Below are 20,321 nucleotides of genomic sequence, written 5' to 3'. Positions count from 1 at the left end.
ATTTCGTAGATATTAACTGGATCAATTTCTACACCTTTATCTGGAATTGTAATTTCATCTTCAACTAATAAGAAAAAACGTTGGTTTCGAAAATTGAAAAGAGATCTTGCTCCAATTTCAAATGATGCCACTTTATATTCACCTCCTTTACAACTTTTTTATCGATTTAAAGTTACCTTCATATGGTATGTCAGATCAATAGATTTGGTTACGGCTTGTACTACGCAAATTACTAAATTAAGAGTCTTACCTATGTCTATCAAGTTAAAATTAAAGGATATCCCCAGAACGATAAGATTTTCGTTCTGGGGATTCCTCACATTCTTGTTCCCATTAAAAAAATGTATTAGACTAAACCTAGTTAATTTAAAAGTGTTCCTTATCCCTCATCTTTCTAATTTATTGAATATTAAAATGTAGACTAATCATGAGGTTTCATATTATAAAATAGTTTTTATTAAAATAAAGTATTAGACTCAATAGTAGCTATGCAATTATTTTACAGTTAATAAGAACAATTCTGAGAAGATGTACGTAATAAAATGGGAGAGGGATAATTTGAATCAAAATAAACCAATAGAAACAGAAGAAAAACTATCCACCATACAAAAAATGAAAAAACAACAAACTAACTGTTTTCTTTTACATTAATAGAAAACTACTGCAAAAGTTATAATTATAGTTTTATGTTTTCATATCCCTTTTGGCATTTATCTTTTAATAAGATGAATGCTTTTTTAGTACATAACAAAAAAATAATCAGAAAAACTGTCACAAAATCCGTTTTTCTGGTTTCTCTATAATATAGGCATCAAATTGAAAGTGAGGTTTAAACTAACATGTTAACAATAGAAAATGAAGAAAGTCCTGCTTCTGATATGAATTTTGAAGATTTATTTAAGCAGTACTATGCTTACGCTTTAAAACAGATCATATGGATTGTTAAAAATCAATCTATCGCTGAAGAGTTAGCACAAGAAGTATTTTTACAATTATATCGTAGCGATTGGAAAGTAATTGAAAACATACCGGGATGGTTGATTAAATCTTCTACCTATGTAGCTTATAACCATTTGCGATCTGAAAAAAGGTATCAAGCGAAGATTGATAAAGAAATACAATACCATGAAGTACAAAATGTTTCATCATTAGACGATGATTGGATAAGAAAAGAAGAGATTACAAAGGTCCAAACAATACTAAATAAAATGAATGATCGAGAACGAACCCTTTTACTAATGAAATTCTCTGGTTTTCAATATAAAGAAATTGCAGAAATACTTCAAACTGAAATATCTTCTATTGGAACATTATTAGTCCGAGCCAAAATGAAATTCCGCAAGATTTATAAACAAATAGAGGAGGCGTAACAAATGAAATGTTATGATATCGGATTTATTCAAACATATATTGATGGAGAACTTTCTCATGATACAAGAAAGGAATTCACAAAGCACCTAGATACATGTGAAGCATGCCAAGATTTATTAGTAGAAATCAGTAAATTAAACAACTGGGAAAACATAATGCTAGATGGAGAATCTTCAAATTCACCACAAGAAATCAAAATTGATGTAGAACAAGCATGGAAAACATTTGAAAGTCGTTCCAAGCTAGACAATGTTTCTAATATAAATCATAAAAAACAACAGAAGAAGGGACTATTTACAAACATGAGTAAAAAATCAAAACGTTTCATTTATACAGCAGTAGCTGCAGGAGCACTTTTCACAACAGCAATGATTCCACAAGTACAAGTGGCGGCTACAAATGTTGCCTCATATTTTTCTGATGCAATTACAAATGATAAAGTTGTAAATGAAGGAATAACAGATGAAAATGGTGTCACACAAGATATGATGAAGAATGGTAAATATATTCCTATTGATGAAAAAATTACAGATCAAGGTATTACTGTACATCTCAAAGAATTATATATATCAGATTTACGTATATCAGTTCATTATAGAATGGAAAAAGCTGACGGAAGTTTAGTACCATTTGAATTTGATACATCAGGATTAGAGCTCGCAAATGATGGTAAAATTAATGGGCAACAAGAGGAAAACCCTGAGATTAAAAATGATGGGAGACTATCATTTATCCATGATTCAGATGATCATCTTCCTTTTGAACTTATGGCAGCAGGTAAAAAATTAAATGATATAGGTATTCGTGATAATGATAGACCCGAAGGTGTTTCTACATTTGTTATAGTTAATGAAGGAAGAGACGAGTTTAAACAGCCCCTTACTTTAGATGTAAATATAAATAGAATTGGAAAAGTAATTGGATCTTGGAAAGGTCAATTTCAAATTGATACTTCACATTTGATAAATAAAACTAATTAAAATGAAAAAAAGAATAGAACAATATGTATCTAATGCTCAGTTTATATGTTTTCTTGTTTTCGTTACATTTATTTCTTATACAGTTTTTACTCTATCTTTTATTTATGATTTAAGTTTATAACCTTAAATCATAAATAAAAGATCATTACAAGAAAAAACTCCCTAAAACAGTAGGAAAATAAATAACCGGTTCCTTAACATATAAGGAATCGGTTATTTTGTATCTAAAATATGTCTAAACGTACAATTTTCTTTTTTTGATATGGTGACCCCATCGCCATCAACTTAAGAAAACAAGTCACCACAAAACGAAATTTTGTGCTAACTTGTGACAAAAAAGCTCATTTTTTCGTTTTGGGGTTATTTTAAAATCTTAGCTTGACGGGCATGTGATGGTACCCCTTTATGCGGTTTCAAAAGGAATATTTATCTGTAGCAATACTAAGTAACTATGATGGATTTGACTTTAAAAAATATGCTAACGAAATAGCAAAAATTGTTTTAGGAAAAGTAAAAAACAATAGAGCTTAGTTTTGCAATGATAAATGCTTTTTTTATTAGATAATTACTTTACCAATAATCGAGATGTTTGCGGATACATTTATTTTTGGGATACATAATTATATTTAGAGAATACCCAGTTGCAGTATTTGAGTTTTTAATAAGAAGGGATGCGAAGGAATGAACTCACAGAGACAAGGCTATGCAGGCTGGTGGCAAGGTGGACACGGTGGTTGGCCGGGTGGACACGGTGGTTGGCAAGGCGGACACGGTGGTTGGCAAGGCGGACATGGTGGTTGGCAAGGTGGACATGGGTATTAAAAAGATGCTATAAAATCATCTTTTATACAAGGTTTGTACATTTAGTTTCTTATTAGATTATATATTTTTTAAAAGCACTCTTTGAAAAGGAGTGTTTTTTTATTTTCCTTTGATTTAATTAAATCAAAGAAGTATCTTGTACTCCCTGTTTAACTTTTTCTAAATAGAAGTTTTCTATAAGACAATGAACTTGTCTTCCAAACAAATCGTTATTGTAACGCTTTTATCAAAGAAAAGTTCTTGTGACATTATTTTTATATTCGAAAATATTAATAATATATTGTGTGAAATTTTTGATGATTTAGGTTTAACATCTTTGATATAGGTGTATCACATATTGCATAACAACTAAATAAAGAAATAAAAAATTTAAAGGAGGAAAGATACCATGCACAAGAGTGAAAGGAAACCAATGGTTCATGAATATCAAAATTGATGCTATCCGTACGGACGATGCTACATTGGCAAGGGCCCGCGGATGGGTCGTATCACAGGCAGTTGCAATCCTTACCTACTACACGCCGCAAAACAATCCAATTTTGTACAATGAGGCGAAACCCTGGCTAGACCTAGTGCTAGTTCAAAAGTAATTCAGTGATTTTAAGAGTGAAACATATCTCAGTTATTCATATTCAACGGGCTTATTCAGAAAGCGAGAGAACCATAAAAACCGTTATCCTTTCAAGTATTTCACTGAAAGAATAACGGTTTTTTCATTTTTGGGGAAATTCGTCTCCTTAACTTGATGGGCATGTGGTGCTACCCCATCGCTATCAAGCAAAGGTTTTGAAATACCCCCTAAATAAAAATTTTCTTTATCTACAGGTGATTCCTTTGAAAAGTCTGCTTATTTTTTCTTAAGCTAATGAGGTATGTGGTGGTATTTCGCTATTTAGATATGCAATTAGGCATATTCTATTTATTTTAATTTCTTCTATGATAATATATAATCTGTATATTATCATATTAAATAAATAATGGGAATGATTAATGAAGAAACAGTCTCAATATATGTATCATTTAATTATTAGCATACTATCACTTTTAGCTATACTATTTTTGTTTTTTGGAAACTATAAAAGTACTATTTTTAAGTACTCATTTATCTTTATATGTTTAATTAATATGATAATAAATTTCCTTTCTTATTATAAAAAAAGAAATAATTAGTTCTCCATAAAATGAAAAAATACGCTATTCTTTCTGTAGAATCATAGGAAAGGATGGCGTTTTTTATGTCTGTTTCTGTGTCTGATGAATTACAACTATTTGCTCAAGAGATTCAAAGGTTTTTATCTCCAAATACCTTACGGAATCTTGCTAGAGATGTTGGTTTCGTTATGGGGGTACTTTAAAATCTTAGCTTGATAGACATGCGATAAGACCCCCAATTAAATATAAAAAAGAGCACTGATTTTTAGTGCTCTTTTTGTAAGCATTAAATAATGAAATTTGAAATATTCTTTAGAATAGCGAATAATTCAAATCTGTTTATTTTTAAGATTAATCAATACAGCAATACTTATGCATTTATTATATTTAAAAGGGCTATTTTATTGAAAGCAAATAATAGATAATTCTACTTTACCAATAAGGTTTACTTCTCCTTTTTCAACATCAGCATATATTATCTTCGGTAACCTCAATAATTTCACTCAATTGAATTTGGATCGTTGCTAATTTCCATGTAATTAGTAATTTTTTACATGAATACTTAGCGCGATATAAAAACCTTCCATATTTAAATGGAATTCCCTCTATCCGATTATATAAATCTATACAATTAAGAAAAACTATTCGAACTTTTAAATTCCAATTACAAGTAACGAGGTATTCTTCGAAAAAGAAGATAAAGATAGCTTTGAGTGTAGAGAGAAACTGTAATAAAAGTAAGATAGGGCAAAGACTAGTATTGAAAAATATAAAAGATGGAAGTAGCATAGGGGATTTACGCATAAAGTAAAATTGATGGTAAAGTTAACAAAATTTTCAATTAAGTCAGATAAAAGGGTGGTGTTTTTAACTTATAATAATGTTAATACAATGAAAATACGGCTGCGAATTAGTTGTTTTAAAAATCAAATTTAGATGGGAAGAGGATAATGAAGACCAGAGATAGTTATAAAATTATTGTAATTGGTGCTGGGACTGCAGGAATATCTTCTACTGCACATTTGTTACGAAATGTACCCCTATTGAAAGAAGATATAGCAATTATTGATCCATCAAAAAAACATTATTTCCAACCACTATGGAGTTTAGTGGGGGGAGGAATTGTTTCAAAGGAAAGTACGATGCGTGATCAAGAAGTGCTTATTCCAAAAGGTGCAACGTGGATTCCTAAAAGTGTTGTTAAGTTGTTTCCGGATGAAAATAAGCTGCTTTTAGATGATGGACTGCTGCTTGAGTATGAAATTCTTATTGTAGCAGCCGGTATACAAATAAATTGGAACGGCATTAAAGGCTTAAAGGAATCTATTGGGACTAATGGGGTTTGTAGCAATTACTCTTATAAATATGTTGATTCTACTTGGAGAGAAATTGAAAAATTTAAAGGAGGAAATGCAGTTTTTACCCACCCAAACACTCCTATTAAATGCGGTGGTGCTCCACAAAAGATTATGTATTTAGCAGAAGAGTATTTTTCTAATAGCGGTGTAAGAAACAAAAGTGAAGTAATGTTTTATACGGCGAACGCTAATATATTTCAGGTTCCACGTTATGCTAATACATTAGAACAAGTACTAGAAAGAAAGCAAATTATAACGAATTATAATAAAAACTTAGTAGAAATTATTGCCGAAAAAAGAGAAGCAATTTTTGAAGATACGCAAACACTGAAAAGAGAAACTGTACCATACAGTATGATCCATGTTGTTCCACCAATGGGGCCACCTAATTTTATTAAAGAGAGTGAGATAAGTGATTCTCAGGGGTGGGTAGATATAAGCCCTTATACTTTGCAGCATATACAGTATAAGAATATTTTCGGACTTGGAGATTGTACCAATTTACCCACCTCTAAAACTGGAGCGGCAATTCGAAAACAAATACCTGTCTTAAAACAAAATATTATGGACGTACTTAACGGAAGAGACTTGCATGCTAAATATGATGGATATACATCCTGCCCGATTGTTACAGGTTATAAAAGTCTTATACTCGCTGAATTTAACTATGAACATGAGCCTCAAGAAACATTTCCGTTTAATCAAGCGAAAGAACGATATAGTATGTTTTTACTTAAAAGATATATGTTGCCCTATATGTATTGGAATTTTATGTTGAAAGGGATGCTATAGGAGAAGATAGAAAGCAGTTATACAAATTGAAAAGTAATTTGAAATAACTATTTGGAGGGAATAGCTATGCTTTTAAAATATTTTTATGATGAAAAATTAGCACATGCTTCCTATTTGGTCGGTTGTCAGAAGGAAGGCGTAGCAATTGTAATTGATCCAGATCGCTATATAGAACAATATATAGAATTTGCTAAGAAAGAGGGAATGGAAGTAATTGCTGCGGCTGAAACTCACATTCATGCAGATTTTCTTTCTGGGTCTAGAGAACTTTCTAATCTTTATCATGCAAAGTTATATGTATCTGATGAAGGAAATTGTGATTGGAAATATCAATATCTTAACGAAGGTCGATACAAATTGGTTAGAGAGGGCACAGAGTTTAAAATAGGTCATATAAAATTTAATGTAATTCACACCCCAGGGCATACGCCTGAAAGTATTTCTTTTTTAGTAACTGATACAAGTCAAAATAATTATACGAATGATAAGCCAATGGGAATATTCACAGGTGATTTTATATTTGTAGGAGATATAGGAAGACCGGATTTATTAGAAACTGCTGTAGGTATGAAAAATACTGCAAAAATAGGAGCGAAACAATTATTTAATTCTATACAAAAAATAAAAATACTCCCTGATTATTTGCAAATATGGCCATCACATGGTGCAGGAAGCGCATGTGGAAAAGCATTAGGAGCAATTCCAACTTCTACATTAGGTTATGAAAAGATGTTCAATTGGGCATTTCAGTGTAATGAAGAAAGTGATTTTGTATCGACTTTATTGAGGGGACAACCAGAGCCTCCAAAGTATTTTTCATTAATGAAGAATTTAAATAAGTCTGGTCCTCCAATTCGTAAGAAGAGAGAAGTTATTGCTATTGATACAGTAGAAAAACTTCAAGAAGTTATGAGGAGTGTTCAGCAAATAGTTGATATAAGGGATGTAGAGAGTTTTGCTTCTGGTCACATCGAGAAATCAATTAACATACCTTATAACAATTCCTTTACAACTTGGTGTGGATGGTTACTAGATTATAAAACAGAAACTTTAATCATTCTAGATGAGGAAAAGGTTAGAGTGGAGGAAGTTATTAGAGACTTTGAATCTATTGGGCTAGATAATATTATTGCTTTTGTACCTGTAAAGGTAATACAAAGATTTAATAGATTAGAAAGTTACAAAGAAGACACATCAATCGAATTATATCCGCATATAAAAAGTGGAAGTGTTAAGGTAATCGACGTGCGTAGTAAAAAAGAGTGGGAGGAAGGACATCTTCATGATGCAATACATATCCCTTTAGGAAATCTATTTAAGCAGCTAGATTGTATACCAAAAGATTGCCCAATAGTTTTACAATGTCGAACCGGATTGCGTTCCGCTATAGCAGCTAGTATTTTACAAAGAGCAGGTATAAAGGGAGTAGTGAATTTAAAGGGAGGATTTCTTGCATGGAAAAAAGAAGAGCTTCCTTATATAACATGTAATCGCAATGTGTAGGGAAATAATTTTTATTAATTTATCCGATAAGGAAAATTGCGGATTACATAGGGGTATATCTATATATAGGAGCAATACAGTTAGATAGTGTATTAAAATAGGAGAAATAGATGATTTATTCTATAGACCTGAATTTATTCAGAATTATGCTGATGAGCAAATAGATATAGTTTTATCAGGACACGCTCATGGTGGACAATTTAGGTTACCATTTATCAGCAAATTAGTGGCTCCAAATCAAGGTGTTTTACCTAAATATACAACCAGTTTATATGAAAAACAAAATACGTCTATGGTAGTAAGTATAGGATTAGGCAATAGTATCATTCCGCAAAGAATTTTTAATAGGCCAGAACTTGTAGTCGTACAGTTAAATTGAACTGTACGACTTTTTGTACAGAAAAAATAGGCCATATGCATTTTATACAAGTTAACATTACAGTTTTGTTAAAAATTTTCTACGTTACATAAAGTAACAAAATTTGACCCGGAGAGTTTGTTATAGTGTAAATAATCAAAAAACTTAAAAATTAGTCGAGTGAAAAGTGTGATAAGCAATTCAGTAAAAAACTTAAAGGGGTGTATACATGCATAAAGAATATGAAATTGAAGAGTATACGGCGATTGAGGAACAAATACATTATTATTGTAAATGTTTATTAGTAAGTCATCCTGATCAAATTATAAAGTATTTAGAAAAAAGGTTAGAAAAATATGCAGAAACATTACAATATGCACATTTATATCCTGATACAGTTATTTTACCGTTACAGCAATTAGTTATCGAATATTCTTTAGATGTTGCTAGAATTAGAAAATATATGAATTTAAAAACGTAAAATGAAATATATAATTTAAATGAAACAGAGTCGACTTTAAGAAATGAAATTCTAATGTCGACTCTGTTTCATTGTTTAAGATTGAAAATACATACTAATCAATGAAGTTTGACATATAATTACGCAAGAGTAAAATGAAAGTGAGTACTCACTCATTTTGAAAAGGGGGAAGAATACATGCAGCAACCTGCTATTATTTTACGAACCGTGTCAAAAAGTTTTTGGAAAAAAGAAGTTTTACACAATCTTTCATTGCAAGTTGAAAAAGCAGAGATATTTGGTTTAGTTGGGCCTTCAGGTTCAGGGAAAACGACTCTTATTAAATTGATTGCAGGTATTAATGAGGCAACGAAAGGTGAAGTGCTTGTATACAACACGAACATGCCTAATTTAAATGAAATGAAAAGAATTGGTTATATGGCTCAGGCTGATGCATTATATGAAGAACTATCAGCATATGAAAATGCAGATTTTATTGCAACGATGTATGGATTAAAAGGAAAACATAAAAAAGAAAGAATCGAAGAGGTTTTTGACCTTGTACAATTATCAAAACATATAAGACAGCAAGTGCAGCATTTTTCAGGTGGGATGAAGAAGCGTTTATCATTAGCGATAGCACTCCTTCATGAACCTGAAATATTAATTTTAGATGAGCCAACAGTGGGGATAGATCCACTTCTTAGAAAAACAATCTGGGAAAAATTTTATGATTTGAAAAAGAAAGGCACAACTATTATTGTAACGACGCACATTATGGATGAAGCTGAGTTTTGTGAGCGTTTAGGGTTGATTAGAGAAGGAAAGCTAGTTGCGACTGGAACACCTGAAGAATTGAAAAAACGGGTATCATCAGGACGGATTGAAGATGTCTTTTTGTTGGAAGAGGTGGCCCTATCATGAGAGTTACTGGTGTAATCATTCGTATTATTCGCCAATTTTTTCGAGATAAACGTTCGTTAGCGATGATGTTTGGGGCACCAATGTTATTACTTTGGTTATTGTCTCTAGTGTTTACACAAAAAGACTATGTACCGCATATTGCTGTAGTTGATGTGCCTGCTCCTATTGTAAAAACAATGAAAACTCAAGAAGCCTCAATTTATGAATATGGCAAAGAGAAAGCAATTTCAGAGTTAGAACAGCAAAAGGTAGATGCAGTAATTTATTTAGAGAATGGGAAAATGAATGTTTTATTAGAAGGAAGTGATTCATCAAAAAATCGTGCTGTACTTCAAGTTTTACAAAAGAGTTCAGAAAAGAATGATGTATCAGTTATGAAGCCTGAAGTAAATTACTTACATGGCTCTAAAGACTTTACAATGTTTGATGGGCTTGGCCCCGTATTGATTGGTTTCTTTACATTTTTCTTTGTATTTATATTATCTGGAGTTTCTTTTGTTAGAGAACGTTTAAGTGGTACATTAGAGAGGTTATTGTCCACTCCAGTGAGAAGATGGGAAATAGTTGTAGGATATATTATTGGTTTTGGAATCTTTGCATTTATACAATCAATTATAATCGTGAATTTTTCAGTTTATATTTTAGACTTGTATGTAGCTGGCTCCATATGGCTAACGCTACTTATTACATGTATGCTTTCTTTAACAGCACTAACTTTAGGGACATTTTTATCAGCATACGCAAATAATGAATTTCAAATGATTCAATTTATACCGCTTGTCATTGTGCCACAAATTTTCTTTTCTGGGTTGTTTCCAATTGAATCTATGAATAAGTGGCTACAAATGTTAGGGAAATTATTTCCGCTCACATATGGAGCTGACGCAATGAGACAAGTGATGATTCGAAATCAAGGATTTACAGAGATTGCGTTAGATCTAACTGTATTACTACTTTTTTCTCTATTATTTGCAATAGGGAATGTATTTGCATTAAAGAAACATCGGAAAATATAATGATGATACAAAGGGGTATTATAGATGAAGAAGGATTGGTTGGATGAATTAATTGCCGCAACTAATACGGATAAACGAAATGAACGTCAAATGCGTATTTTAGAGGCAGCTGTTGATATGTTTGGAGAAAAAGGATATGCATCAACTTCTACAAGTGAAATTGCAAAGCGTGCTGGTGTAGCGGAAGGAACAATCTTCCGCTACTATAAAACGAAAAAAGATTTATTGTTAGCAGTCGTCATGCCGACATTAACAAAGTTTGCTGCACCATTTTTCGTACAAGCCTTTGCAAAGGAAATATTTAAATCGAAGTATGAATCATATGAGGGACTTTTACGAGTTGTCATTCATAATAGATTTGAATTTGCTCAAAAGCACTTTCCTATGATTAAAATATTAATTCAAGAAGTACCATTTCAACCAGAGCTAAAAAATGAAATACAACAATTAGTAGAAACGGAACTGTTTTCACATTTCAAAAAGTTGATTGTGAAGTTTCAAGATAAAGGAGAAATTATTGAGATACCACCATCTTCTGTATTACGTCTTACTTTATCAGCTGTATTAGGTTTACTATTAACACGATTTTTATTATTGCCTGAAGAAAAATGGGATGATGAAGTGGAAATTGAAAATACGATTCAATTTATATTGTATGGATTAACGCCACGAATCTAACTATAACAACATTTTAGGGGTTTGATTTTTGGTATTTAAATAAATGTAATTTAATAGGTTTAATCATAAGTAAAAATATGTTGATGTGTGAATTACATATACTATTTTTAAGCAAATAATAAATCGCCTTTAAAAAGGCGATTTATATTCATTATACAATTTTGATAAATAAGTACTTGTTTACGAAAAACATTCTAGATTAACGTACTTCTTTGTCTCTTCTTCTAAGACCTAATAATCCTGCTAGACCTAATAAACCCAGCCAAGCCCAATTATTATTTCTATCATGATTATTATTTAAATCATTTGTCGTATTTACATTTCGAGTTCTCACATCATTATTAACTCTGTTCAAGTTATTATCATTAACTCTGTTCAAGTTATTATCATTAACTCTGTTCAAGTTATTGTCATTAACTCGAGTTGACATATCAGTGTTATTAACTCTATTCATATGATTTCCATCGTATTCAGCTTGGGCAGATGTGCCTAAAAATATAATAGATAGTGCTAAAACACTTAAAATAGATGATAATTTTTTCTTCATAAATTTCCCCTCCTTTCTTATGTATTAATTTCTCCATTGCTTTTGTACATTATTCGTATCACAGTATCTAAATCATAAAGTTAAAATTATTAGAACTATCTTTAATCTCCATTATTAAAAGGACAGGTAAATACAACGAAGCGGTTAACAAAAGTTAACCGCTTACGCCATGTTATGCTTGATCAGATTGAAGAACATGTAAAGGAGGAGGAATAATCCAGCCTTTTTTCTTATTTAACCGTAGTAAGGTAGCACCTGCTTGTGCCTTTTTCATATGGAATTGTCCAAACATCATTCCTACGTCTTCTCGAAGTGATTGTCCCATCGCTTGGCTACATGCTACTAGTCCAGCAGCAAGATCCATAGAAACTTTAGCTGCAATTTCTGCGTCATTAATACGAGCACCAGGAGGGATTGTTTCAATAGATGCAACTGGACGCTCTGGAGGTGCCGGTGGTAATGCCACACCGTTTGATTTTAACAAGTTTTTTAGTTCTTCAACTTCTGATTGGATATCATTTTCTATAAGATTTTCTAAAAACTTTTTTAAGTCCTCGTCTCCAGAATGATTGACAAGAACTTGGTAACCAGCAATTGCACCTTGTGCCCCTGCAAGATAACTCCAAATTGCAAAGACTTCTCCGTAATGCATTGGTTCATTTTGGGGATTACCACTTAATACTCCCATTTTAATATGCCTCCTTAAAATGAATGGATTTTTTGAAATATTTTTTACCAAAGAAAAAATGCTTCTGAAAATGTTCCGTAATAAAGAAAGTAGGTTTCTAAAATTCATTTGGAACACCCTAACTACAAGTAATACTTTCTCAGTCTATAATGTACAAATATAAAGAATATATTCCAAATAACTTGGGATTAAAATTCGTATTAAGACTTATTTTAATTTAAATGTAAAGAGGAGAGGAAAGAATCTGTAACTATGCTAGTAAAGATGGATTGTGTTTAGACAAAAATGTATTAACAAGTTTGTACAAGAACTTGTTAATACATATACGAAATAGATTTGAATTGCAGTTGATATGGCATTGAATTTATAGTTATTATAAAAATAATCAATATAAACAGACTTTGCTTAAGATACTAATATCAGTACAATTTAGATTGTATGGATTGATACCATGGAGGTAATGAAATGCGGCAATTTGCAAAACCAACAATAGTTGTAAGTAAATGTTTAGAATTTGATGCCTGTCGTTATAATGCAGAGATGATACCAGATGTAACAATACGAAATTTGCAGCCATTTGTTACATTTATACCTGTTTGTCCAGAAGTCGAGATCGGATTGGGGACTCCTCGTGAAACGATACGAATTGTAGAAGAAAATGGTGTGAATAGGCTTGTACAGCCGTCGACACGAGAAGATGTAACTGAAAAAATGGAGCAATTTTCATATGTCTTTTTACAAACGGTATCTGATGTGGATGGTTTTATTTTAAAGAATCGTTCGCCGAGTTGTGGTACGCGTGATGTGAAAATTTATTCTGGTTTTGAAAAAGCACCAGCAAAAGGAAAGGGATCTGGCTTATTTGGCGGAGCAGTAATAAAAAATTTTTCGCATCTTCCAATTGAAGAAGAGGGTAGATTGTCGAATTTTATTATTAGAGAACATTTCTTTACAAGGCTGTTTACAATCGCGCATTACAAAATGATTAAACATACTAAAAACATAAAAGAACTCGTATCATTTCAATCAGACTATAAGTATTTATTTATGGCATATAATCAGGTAAAACAAAAGGAATTGGGGCGTATTATTGCAAACCAAAAAAATGAAACGATTGAAGTGGTATTTGAAAACTATGAGAAGACTTTATATGAATTATTTATGCGCACACCCCGCTATACATCGAATGTAAATGTATGTGAGCATATTTTTGGATATTTTAAAACTAAGCTGAAAAAACAAGAAAAAGATCATTTTTTAGATTTGATACAAAAGTATATAGAAAAGAAAGTCCCGCTTAGTAGCTTACTTGCAATTTTAAAATCATGGGCCATTCGATTTGACGAAAAGTATTTATTAAGACAAACATATTTTGAACCTTACCCTGAAGCTTTAGTAGAAATTTCTGATTCGGGAAAAGGTAGAGATTATTAAACAATAAATTACATAATTCGACAAGAAAACTCCTATGTTGTTGTAGAACAATGTAGGAATTTTTTTGTGCATTAGTACAGAATCTGTTTTAAAATTAAGTTATGACAGAATTATAGCAATTGTCTAACTAATATTCGTGTCTTTTAATTCGTAATGTTTGTAGTAGAAACTCGCACGCTGTCGAAACTCAATATTCGATAAGGGGTGTGTAGCGGAATGGAATTTACTCTAACTCGCGAAAAACAAATGATTAAAGAAATGGTACGTGACTTTGCTGAAAAGGAAATCGCACCGAAAGCTGTATATTATGACAAAACTGCGGAATTTCCATATGAAACATTTCAAAAAATGGGCGAACTAGGATTATTAGGAATCCCATTCCCTGAAGAGTATGGAGGTTCAGGTGGCGATACTGTATCGTACGCGTTAGCAGTTGAAGAAATTGGTCGTGCTTGTGGTGGGACAGGATTAAGTTACGCTGCAACAATTTCTTTAGGTGCTTCTCCAATTTATTATTTCGGTACAGAAGAACAAAAACAGAAATATTTAATTCCAATGGCATCAGGTAAAACTTTAGGTGCTTTCGGATTAACTGAGCCGAATGCTGGATCTGATGCAGGTGGTACACAAACGAAAGCTGTATTAGATGGAGACGAGTATGTTATTAGTGGTGAAAAGTGTTGGATTACAAATGCAGAGTATGCAAATACAATTATTGTAACCGCTATCAACGGTGTTGAAGATAATGGTAGAAAGCGTATTTCGGCATTTATCGTACCGACTACAAGTGAAGGATTAACGATTTCAAGTCCTTACGATAAGATGGGTGTTCGTGCTTCTAATACATGTGAAATCGTACTTGATGGTGTACGTGTACCGAAAGAAAATATTCTTGGTGATGTAAATAAAGGATTTAAACAATTCTTATATACACTTGATGGAGGACGTATTTCAATCGCAGCATTAGCAGTAGGTATTGCACAATCTGCATTTGAACGTGCGCTGCAATATGCGAAAGAACGTCAACAATTTGGAAAGTCAATCTCTAATTTCCAAGCGATTCAATTTAAATTAGCTGATATGGCGACTGAAGTAGAACTTGCACGTAATTTAGTACATAAAGCGGCTTGGTTAAAAGATAATGATAAACCTTTCGGTAAAGAAGCGGCTATGGCAAAGTTATTTGCATCTGAGGCTGCTAGTCGTATTGCAAATCAAGCGGTACAAATTCACGGTGGATACGGCTATATGCGTGAATATGAAGTGGAACGACATATTCGTGATGCAAAACTATTAGAAATTGGTGAAGGAACTTCTGAAATTCAACGTCTCGTAATTGCAAGACATTTAGGATGTAGATAAAAAGGAGGAATCACTATGTTTCAAAAAATATTAATTGCTAATCGCGGGGAAATCGCAGTTCGTATTATGAAAACTTGTCAAAAACTTGGCATTCGCACTGTTGCTATTTATTCTGAGGCTGATGAAAATGCCCTACATGTAAAAATGGCAAATGAAGCTTACTTAGTAGGTGGACCGCGTGTCCAAGAAAGCTATTTAAACCTTGAAAAAATTATTGAAATAGCTAAGAAGACAAATGCTGAAGCAATCCATCCGGGATATGGATTATTATCAGAGAATCCATCTTTTCCGGTTCGCTGTAGAGAAGAAGGAATTGTATTTATCGGTCCATCTGAAGAAATTATTACGAAGATGGGAAGTAAAATCGAATCTCGTATTGCAATGCAAGCTGCAGATGTCCCAGTAGTTCCAGGTATTACTACAAATATTGAAACTGCTGAAGAAGCAATTGAAATTGCAAAACAAATTGGTTATCCATTAATGCTGAAGGCATCCGCAGGCGGCGGAGGCATTGGAATGCAGTTGATGGAAACTGAGCAAACGCTCACCAAAGCATTTGAAAGTAACAAAACAAGAGCACAAAACTTCTTCGGTAACGGAGAAATGTATTTAGAGCGCTATATTGCAGATGCACATCATATTGAAATTCAGCTTTTAGCAGATACACATGGTAACACAGTGTATTTATGGGAGCGTGAATGTTCCGTGCAGCGCCGAAATCAAAAAGTAATTGAAGAAGCACCTTCACCATTTTTAGATGAAGGTACGCGAAAAGCGATGGGGGAAGTTGCTGTACAAGCTGCCAAAGCTCTAGGCTATACAAATGCAGGTACAGTTGAGTTTCTTGTAGATGATCAGAAGAACTTTTATTTCTTAGAGATGAATACGAGATTACAAGTAGAGCATCCAGTTACAGAAGAAATTACAGGTTTAGATCTTGTAGAACAACAACTTCTAATTGCATACGGTGAGAAACTATCATTTACACAAGATGATGTAAAACGTAGTGGTCATGCCATTGAGGCACGTATTTATGCAGAGGATCCGAAAACTTTCTTCCCATCACCTGGAAAGATTACAGATTTAACGCTTCCATCAAATGTACGTATTGATCACTTTTTGGAGAATCAAGTCACGATTACACCTTTCTACGATCCAATGATTGCGAAAGTCATTGCTCATGGTGAAACTCGTGAAGAAGCAATTTCAAAATTACATGATGCTTTAGAAGAGTTAAAAGTAGAAGGTATTAAAACGAACACGCCAATGTTACTTCAAGTATTGGAAGACGATGTGTTCAAAAGTGGTATTTATACAACAGGTTTTGTAACGAAACAACTTGTTAAAAAATAAGGTTTAACAATATTAAGGGGGAAAAAATGATGACGAAGGTATATGCATCGATGGCAGGAAATGTATGGAAGATTGTTGTAGGAGTAGGAGATACAGTAGAGGAAGAGCAGGATGTCGTCATTTTAGAATCTATGAAAATGGAAATTCCAATCATTTCAGAAGAAGCTGGCACAGTTATGAAAATTAATGTGCAAGAAGGCGATTTTGTAAATGAAGGAGATGTATTACTAGAAATTGAATAGGGAGATATAGGGGGAAGCGAATTGAAACTACCTAATTTTGCTGTCATTAAAGAAGTCGGGCCACGTGATGGCTTACAAAATGAAAAAAAGATTGTTGGCACAAAAGATAAAGTAAAATGGATTCAACTACTTACAGAGGCGGGATTATCGTACGTTGAAGTTTCCTCATTCGTTCACCCTAAATGGGTCCCTGCATTAGCAGATGCAAATGATGTGTTTTCTGAGCTGAAAAGGGATCCCAATGTTACTTATGCAGCGCTTGTTCCAAATCAAAATGGTTTGGAACGAGCTTTTTTGCAAAATGTAGATGAGGTGAATGTTTTTTTATCAGCAAGTGAATCTCATAATAAAAGTAATATTAATAAATCAATTAAAGAAGCATTAGTTGTAATTGAAGATATAACAAAACAGGCATTATTCGAAGGAAAAAAGGTAAGAGGCTATGTTTCTACTGTATTTGGATGTCCTTATGAAGGGGATATAAGTGCCACAGCAGTTGACGAATTATGTAATCAACTATTTTCATACGGCATTTATGAAGTATCTCTTGGTGACACGATTGGTGTAGCGAATCCACTACAAGTAGAGCGAGTATTAGAACATTTATTAAAGAAATATGATGCTTCGCAGTTTGCAATGCACTTCCATAATACGTATGGAATGGCTCTGGCGAATGTAGTTAAGTCATTAGAATATGGTATTACAACATTTGATAGTTCTTGTGGTGGTCTTGGGGGCTGTCCATATGCACCAGGAGCATCAGGCAATGTTGCAACCGATGACTTAGTTCATATGCTTCATAAGTTAGGGGTCCAAACGAATATTGATGAAGAGAAGTTATTGAAAGCGAGTCAATTCATTCAAAGTAAATTAAATATCCAATTACCGAGTCATGTGTATAGAGCGCTTCAACATAAAACGATAAGTAGGTGAGAAGATGCTACAATTACAAAACATTTCAGTTGATTATGTAACACCTCACGTTGTAAAGATTTCATTATATCGTGAAAGACAAGCAAACTCATTATCTTTAGCGTTATTAGAAGAGTTACAAAACATATTAACTCAAATAAGTGAAGAGTCCAATACTCGTGTAGTTATTTTAACAGGTGCTGGTGAAAAAGCGTTTTGTGCTGGTGCTGATTTAAAAGAACGTGCTGGTATGAATGAGGAACAAGTTCGCCATGCTGTTAGTATGATTCGCACTACTATGGAGATGGTTGAACAATTACCACAGCCAGTTATTGCTGCTATAAACGGAATCGCCCTTGGTGGTGGTACGGAATTAAGTTTAGCTTGTGATTTTAGAATTGCGGCTAAATCTGCAAGTCTTGGTCTTACTGAAACTACACTTGCAATTATACCAGGAGCAGGTGGTACGCAGCGTTTACCAAGATTAATTGGTGTTGGTAGAGCGAAAGAATTAATTTATACAGGCAGACGTATTTCAGCGCAAGAAGCAAAAGAATATGGTTTAGTAGAATTTGTTGTACCAGCTCATTTACTTGAAGAGAAAGCGATTGAAATAGCAGAGAAAATTGCTAGTAATGGTCCTATTGCTGTTCGATTAGCAAAAGAAGCAATTTCAAACGGTATTCAAGTTGATTTACATACCGGATTACAAATGGAAAAACAAGCGTATGAAGGTGTAATCCATACGAAAGATAGATTAGAAGGATTACAAGCATTCAAGGAAAAACGCACACCAATGTATAAGGGGGAGTAAATATGTTAGACCAAAAACAACAATCGAATACATTTGAAGAACGAGTTGAAGCGATTAAACAAGGCGGCGCACCAAAGTATCATGAACAAAACAAAGCAAAAGGAAAACTATTCGTTCGAGATCGCTTAGCTCTTTTATTTGATAATGGTGAATATGTAGAAGATGCATTATTTGCAAATTGTGAACAAACAGGATTACCTGCTGATGGTGTTATAACGGCAACGGGTAAAATACATGGTCGTACTGCATGCGTAATGGCAAATGATTCAACGGTAAAGGCTGGATCATGGGGCGCACGTACAGTTGAAAAGATTTTACGTATTCAAGAAACGGCAGAAAAATTACGTGTTCCGTTATTTTATTTAGTTGACTCTGCTGGAGCGCGTATTACAGATCAAGTAGAAATGTTCCCAGGGCGCCGCGGTGCAGGAAGAATCTTCTACAATCAAGTGAAATTATCAGGTAAAGTTCCTCAAGTATGCTTATTATTTGGACCTTCGGCAGCTGGTGGCGCATATATTCCAGCCTTTTGTGACATTGTTATGATGGTAGAAGGAAATGCATCTATGTACTTAGGTTCTCCTCGTATGGCGGAGATGGTTATCGGCGAGAAGGTAACTTTAGAGGAGATGGGTGGAGCTCGTATGCATTGCTCTGTATCAGGATGCGGAGATGTTTTATGTAAAACAGAAGAAGACGCGATTACACAAGCAAGACAATACATTTCATATTTTCCAAACAACTACTTAGAGAAGACTCCATTGGTTACACCTCAAGAACCGAAACAATTCGAAAAAACGTTAGAACAAATCATTCCAGAAAATCAAAATGCTCCTTTCAATATGAAAGATCTCATTAATAGAGTTATTGATGAAGGTTCTTTCTATGAAGTGAAAAAATTATTTGCTCAAGAACTAATTACAGGCTTGGCACGTATTGATGGTAAGCCAGTTGGTATTATTGCAAATCAACCGCGTATGAAAGGCGGCGTATTATTCCACGATTCAGCGGATAAAGCAGCGAAGTTTATTAATTTATGTGATGCATATCATATTCCATTGTTATTCCTTGCAGATGTACCTGGATTTATGATTGGTACAAAAGTAGAGCGTGCTGGTATTATTCGTCATGGTGCAAAGATGATTTCTGCAATGAGTGAAGCAACTGTACCGAAAATTTCTATCGTTGTTCGTAAAGCATACGGTGCTGGTTTATATGCAATGGCAGGTCCAGCCTTTGAACCAGATTGCTGCCTAGCATTACCGACAGCTTCTATTGCAGTAATGGGTCCAGAAGCGGCAGTCAATGCTGTATATGCAAATAAGATTGCAGCTTTACCAGAAGAAGAGCGTGATAGCTTCATTGCTGAAAAACGCGAAGAGTATAAGAAAGATATTGATATTTACCATTTGGCATCAGAGATGGTTATTGATGGTATTGTTCATCCAAACAATTTAAGAGAAGAGTTAAAAGGACGATTCGAAATGTATATGAGTAAATATCAAGTATTTACAGATCGTAAACATCCTGTTTATCCAGTTTAAAGCCCTATTTA

18 protein-coding genes and 3 pseudogenes are annotated in these 20,321 nt (G+C 33.4%); 18 read left to right on the top strand and 3 right to left on the bottom strand.

Annotated elements, in window-relative coordinates; translation table 11 throughout:
- Positions 1-131 (bottom strand): annotated as a pseudogene (locus RBB48_RS26600) (spore coat protein); the annotation flags it as partial.
- A 708-nt stretch (positions 132-839) separates the two neighbouring features.
- Between RBB48_RS26600 and RBB48_RS26595 the strand changes: the two are divergent.
- The 11 genes and pseudogenes from RBB48_RS26595 to RBB48_RS26540 all read left to right on the top strand — a co-directional run bounded on the left by RBB48_RS26595 (position 840) and on the right by RBB48_RS26540 (position 11,414).
- Positions 840-1,370: an RNA polymerase sigma factor SigX gene (locus tag RBB48_RS26595; protein WP_088063405.1), complete on the top strand. Its 531-nt coding sequence runs from the start codon at positions 840-842 to the stop codon at positions 1,368-1,370.
- A gap of 3 nt (positions 1,371-1,373) precedes the next feature.
- Complete coding sequence (locus tag RBB48_RS26590) at positions 1,374-2,351, top strand: DUF4179 domain-containing protein (RefSeq protein ID WP_306008375.1); 978 nt, start codon at positions 1,374-1,376, stop codon at positions 2,349-2,351.
- A gap of 402 nt (positions 2,352-2,753) precedes the next feature.
- A pseudogene (locus RBB48_RS26585) lies at positions 2,754-2,882 on the top strand (D-alanyl-D-alanine carboxypeptidase); the annotation flags it as partial.
- Positions 2,883-3,032: 150 nt separating this feature from the next.
- Entirely contained in the window at positions 3,033-3,173 is a 141-nt protein-coding gene (locus tag RBB48_RS26580; protein ID WP_179195152.1) for a hypothetical protein, read from the top strand.
- A gap of 2,102 nt (positions 3,174-5,275) precedes the next feature.
- On the top strand, positions 5,276-6,475 hold the full coding sequence (locus RBB48_RS26570; protein WP_088063508.1) for an FAD/NAD(P)-binding oxidoreductase: 1,200 nt from the start codon (positions 5,276-5,278) through the stop codon (positions 6,473-6,475).
- Between the two features lie 66 nt (positions 6,476-6,541).
- Complete coding sequence (locus tag RBB48_RS26565; protein ID WP_088063509.1) at positions 6,542-7,978, top strand: MBL fold metallo-hydrolase; 1,437 nt, start codon at positions 6,542-6,544, stop codon at positions 7,976-7,978.
- A gap of 115 nt (positions 7,979-8,093) precedes the next feature.
- Positions 8,094-8,357 (top strand): annotated as a pseudogene (locus RBB48_RS26560) (metallophosphoesterase); the annotation flags it as partial.
- Between the two features lie 208 nt (positions 8,358-8,565).
- Complete coding sequence (locus tag RBB48_RS26555; RefSeq protein WP_000548621.1) at positions 8,566-8,817, top strand: hypothetical protein; 252 nt, start codon at positions 8,566-8,568, stop codon at positions 8,815-8,817.
- A gap of 177 nt (positions 8,818-8,994) precedes the next feature.
- Positions 8,995-9,720, top strand: a complete 726-nt coding sequence (locus tag RBB48_RS26550; protein ID WP_048546950.1) for an ABC transporter ATP-binding protein — start codon at positions 8,995-8,997, stop codon at positions 9,718-9,720.
- Positions 9,717-10,736 carry an ABC transporter permease gene (locus tag RBB48_RS26545; protein WP_088063510.1) on the top strand — a complete coding sequence of 340 codons (1,020 nt, stop codon included), beginning with the start codon at positions 9,717-9,719 and terminating at the stop codon, positions 10,734-10,736. Before RBB48_RS26550 ends, RBB48_RS26545 begins: the two co-directional genes overlap by 4 nt.
- 24 nt (positions 10,737-10,760) lie before the next feature.
- The gene (locus RBB48_RS26540; RefSeq protein WP_060488911.1) at positions 10,761-11,414 is read left to right on the top strand and encodes a TetR/AcrR family transcriptional regulator; all 654 of its coding nucleotides are present in this window, start codon (positions 10,761-10,763) and stop codon (positions 11,412-11,414) included.
- Positions 11,415-11,613: 199 nt separating this feature from the next.
- Here the strand turns inward: RBB48_RS26540 and RBB48_RS26535 are convergent, their stop codons facing one another.
- Entirely contained in the window at positions 11,614-11,961 is a 348-nt protein-coding gene (locus RBB48_RS26535; protein WP_088063511.1) for a WGxxGxxG family protein, read from the bottom strand.
- A 172-nt stretch (positions 11,962-12,133) separates the two neighbouring features.
- Positions 12,134-12,649 carry a DUF3231 family protein gene (locus RBB48_RS26530; RefSeq protein ID WP_087986148.1) on the bottom strand — a complete coding sequence of 172 codons (516 nt, stop codon included), beginning with the start codon at positions 12,647-12,649 and terminating at the stop codon, positions 12,134-12,136.
- A 465-nt stretch (positions 12,650-13,114) separates the two neighbouring features.
- On the opposite strand from RBB48_RS26530, the gene RBB48_RS26525 reads away from it, so the two are divergent.
- The 7 genes from RBB48_RS26525 (at position 13,115) to RBB48_RS26495 (ending at position 20,310) form a co-directional block, all read left to right on the top strand.
- Complete coding sequence (locus RBB48_RS26525; protein WP_088063512.1) at positions 13,115-14,083, top strand: YbgA family protein; 969 nt, start codon at positions 13,115-13,117, stop codon at positions 14,081-14,083.
- A 216-nt stretch (positions 14,084-14,299) separates the two neighbouring features.
- Entirely contained in the window at positions 14,300-15,445 is a 1,146-nt protein-coding gene (locus RBB48_RS26520) for an acyl-CoA dehydrogenase (RefSeq protein ID WP_000397260.1), read from the top strand.
- Positions 15,446-15,460: 15 nt separating this feature from the next.
- On the top strand, positions 15,461-16,798 hold the full coding sequence (locus RBB48_RS26515; RefSeq protein ID WP_000486754.1) for an acetyl-CoA carboxylase biotin carboxylase subunit: 1,338 nt from the start codon (positions 15,461-15,463) through the stop codon (positions 16,796-16,798).
- A 26-nt stretch (positions 16,799-16,824) separates the two neighbouring features.
- On the top strand, positions 16,825-17,040 hold the full coding sequence (locus RBB48_RS26510; protein WP_001987345.1) for an acetyl-CoA carboxylase biotin carboxyl carrier protein subunit: 216 nt from the start codon (positions 16,825-16,827) through the stop codon (positions 17,038-17,040).
- Between the two features lie 21 nt (positions 17,041-17,061).
- Positions 17,062-17,973 carry a hydroxymethylglutaryl-CoA lyase gene (gene mvaB, locus RBB48_RS26505; protein WP_088063513.1) on the top strand — a complete coding sequence of 304 codons (912 nt, stop codon included), beginning with the start codon at positions 17,062-17,064 and terminating at the stop codon, positions 17,971-17,973.
- A gap of 4 nt (positions 17,974-17,977) precedes the next feature.
- Complete coding sequence (locus RBB48_RS26500; RefSeq protein ID WP_088063514.1) at positions 17,978-18,766, top strand: enoyl-CoA hydratase; 789 nt, start codon at positions 17,978-17,980, stop codon at positions 18,764-18,766.
- Positions 18,767-18,768: 2 nt separating this feature from the next.
- Positions 18,769-20,310 (top strand): acyl-CoA carboxylase subunit beta, encoded by a 1,542-nt coding sequence (locus RBB48_RS26495; RefSeq protein ID WP_075306983.1) that lies wholly within the window; start codon positions 18,769-18,771, stop codon positions 20,308-20,310.
- Positions 20,311-20,321 lie beyond the last annotated feature (11 nt).

Origin of the sequence: Bacillus sp. MMSF_3353 (assembly GCF_030733445.1) — a bacterium.
Classification (GTDB): domain Bacteria; phylum Bacillota; class Bacilli; order Bacillales; family Bacillaceae_G; genus Bacillus_A; species Bacillus_A wiedmannii.
Note: the sequence above shows the minus strand (reverse complement) of the source record. Positions and strands in the feature narration are given on the sequence as shown.

Coding starts and splice junctions, on each gene's coding strand:
- RBB48_RS26595 (WP_088063405.1), top strand. CDS start 840: ATGTTAACAATAGAAAATGAAGAAAGTCCTGCTTCTGATATGAATTTT.
- RBB48_RS26590 (WP_306008375.1), top strand. CDS start 1,374: ATGAAATGTTATGATATCGGATTTATTCAAACATATATTGATGGAGAA.
- RBB48_RS26580 (WP_179195152.1), top strand. CDS start 3,033: ATGAACTCACAGAGACAAGGCTATGCAGGCTGGTGGCAAGGTGGACAC.
- RBB48_RS26570 (WP_088063508.1), top strand. CDS start 5,276: ATGAAGACCAGAGATAGTTATAAAATTATTGTAATTGGTGCTGGGACT.
- RBB48_RS26565 (WP_088063509.1), top strand. CDS start 6,542: ATGCTTTTAAAATATTTTTATGATGAAAAATTAGCACATGCTTCCTAT.
- RBB48_RS26555 (WP_000548621.1), top strand. CDS start 8,566: ATGCATAAAGAATATGAAATTGAAGAGTATACGGCGATTGAGGAACAA.
- RBB48_RS26550 (WP_048546950.1), top strand. CDS start 8,995: ATGCAGCAACCTGCTATTATTTTACGAACCGTGTCAAAAAGTTTTTGG.
- RBB48_RS26545 (WP_088063510.1), top strand. CDS start 9,717: ATGAGAGTTACTGGTGTAATCATTCGTATTATTCGCCAATTTTTTCGA.
- RBB48_RS26540 (WP_060488911.1), top strand. CDS start 10,761: ATGAAGAAGGATTGGTTGGATGAATTAATTGCCGCAACTAATACGGAT.
- RBB48_RS26535 (WP_088063511.1), bottom strand. CDS start 11,961: ATGAAGAAAAAATTATCATCTATTTTAAGTGTTTTAGCACTATCTATT.
- RBB48_RS26530 (WP_087986148.1), bottom strand. CDS start 12,649: ATGGGAGTATTAAGTGGTAATCCCCAAAATGAACCAATGCATTACGGA.
- RBB48_RS26525 (WP_088063512.1), top strand. CDS start 13,115: ATGCGGCAATTTGCAAAACCAACAATAGTTGTAAGTAAATGTTTAGAA.
- RBB48_RS26520 (WP_000397260.1), top strand. CDS start 14,300: ATGGAATTTACTCTAACTCGCGAAAAACAAATGATTAAAGAAATGGTA.
- RBB48_RS26515 (WP_000486754.1), top strand. CDS start 15,461: ATGTTTCAAAAAATATTAATTGCTAATCGCGGGGAAATCGCAGTTCGT.
- RBB48_RS26510 (WP_001987345.1), top strand. CDS start 16,825: ATGATGACGAAGGTATATGCATCGATGGCAGGAAATGTATGGAAGATT.
- RBB48_RS26500 (WP_088063514.1), top strand. CDS start 17,978: ATGCTACAATTACAAAACATTTCAGTTGATTATGTAACACCTCACGTT.
- RBB48_RS26495 (WP_075306983.1), top strand. CDS start 18,769: ATGTTAGACCAAAAACAACAATCGAATACATTTGAAGAACGAGTTGAA.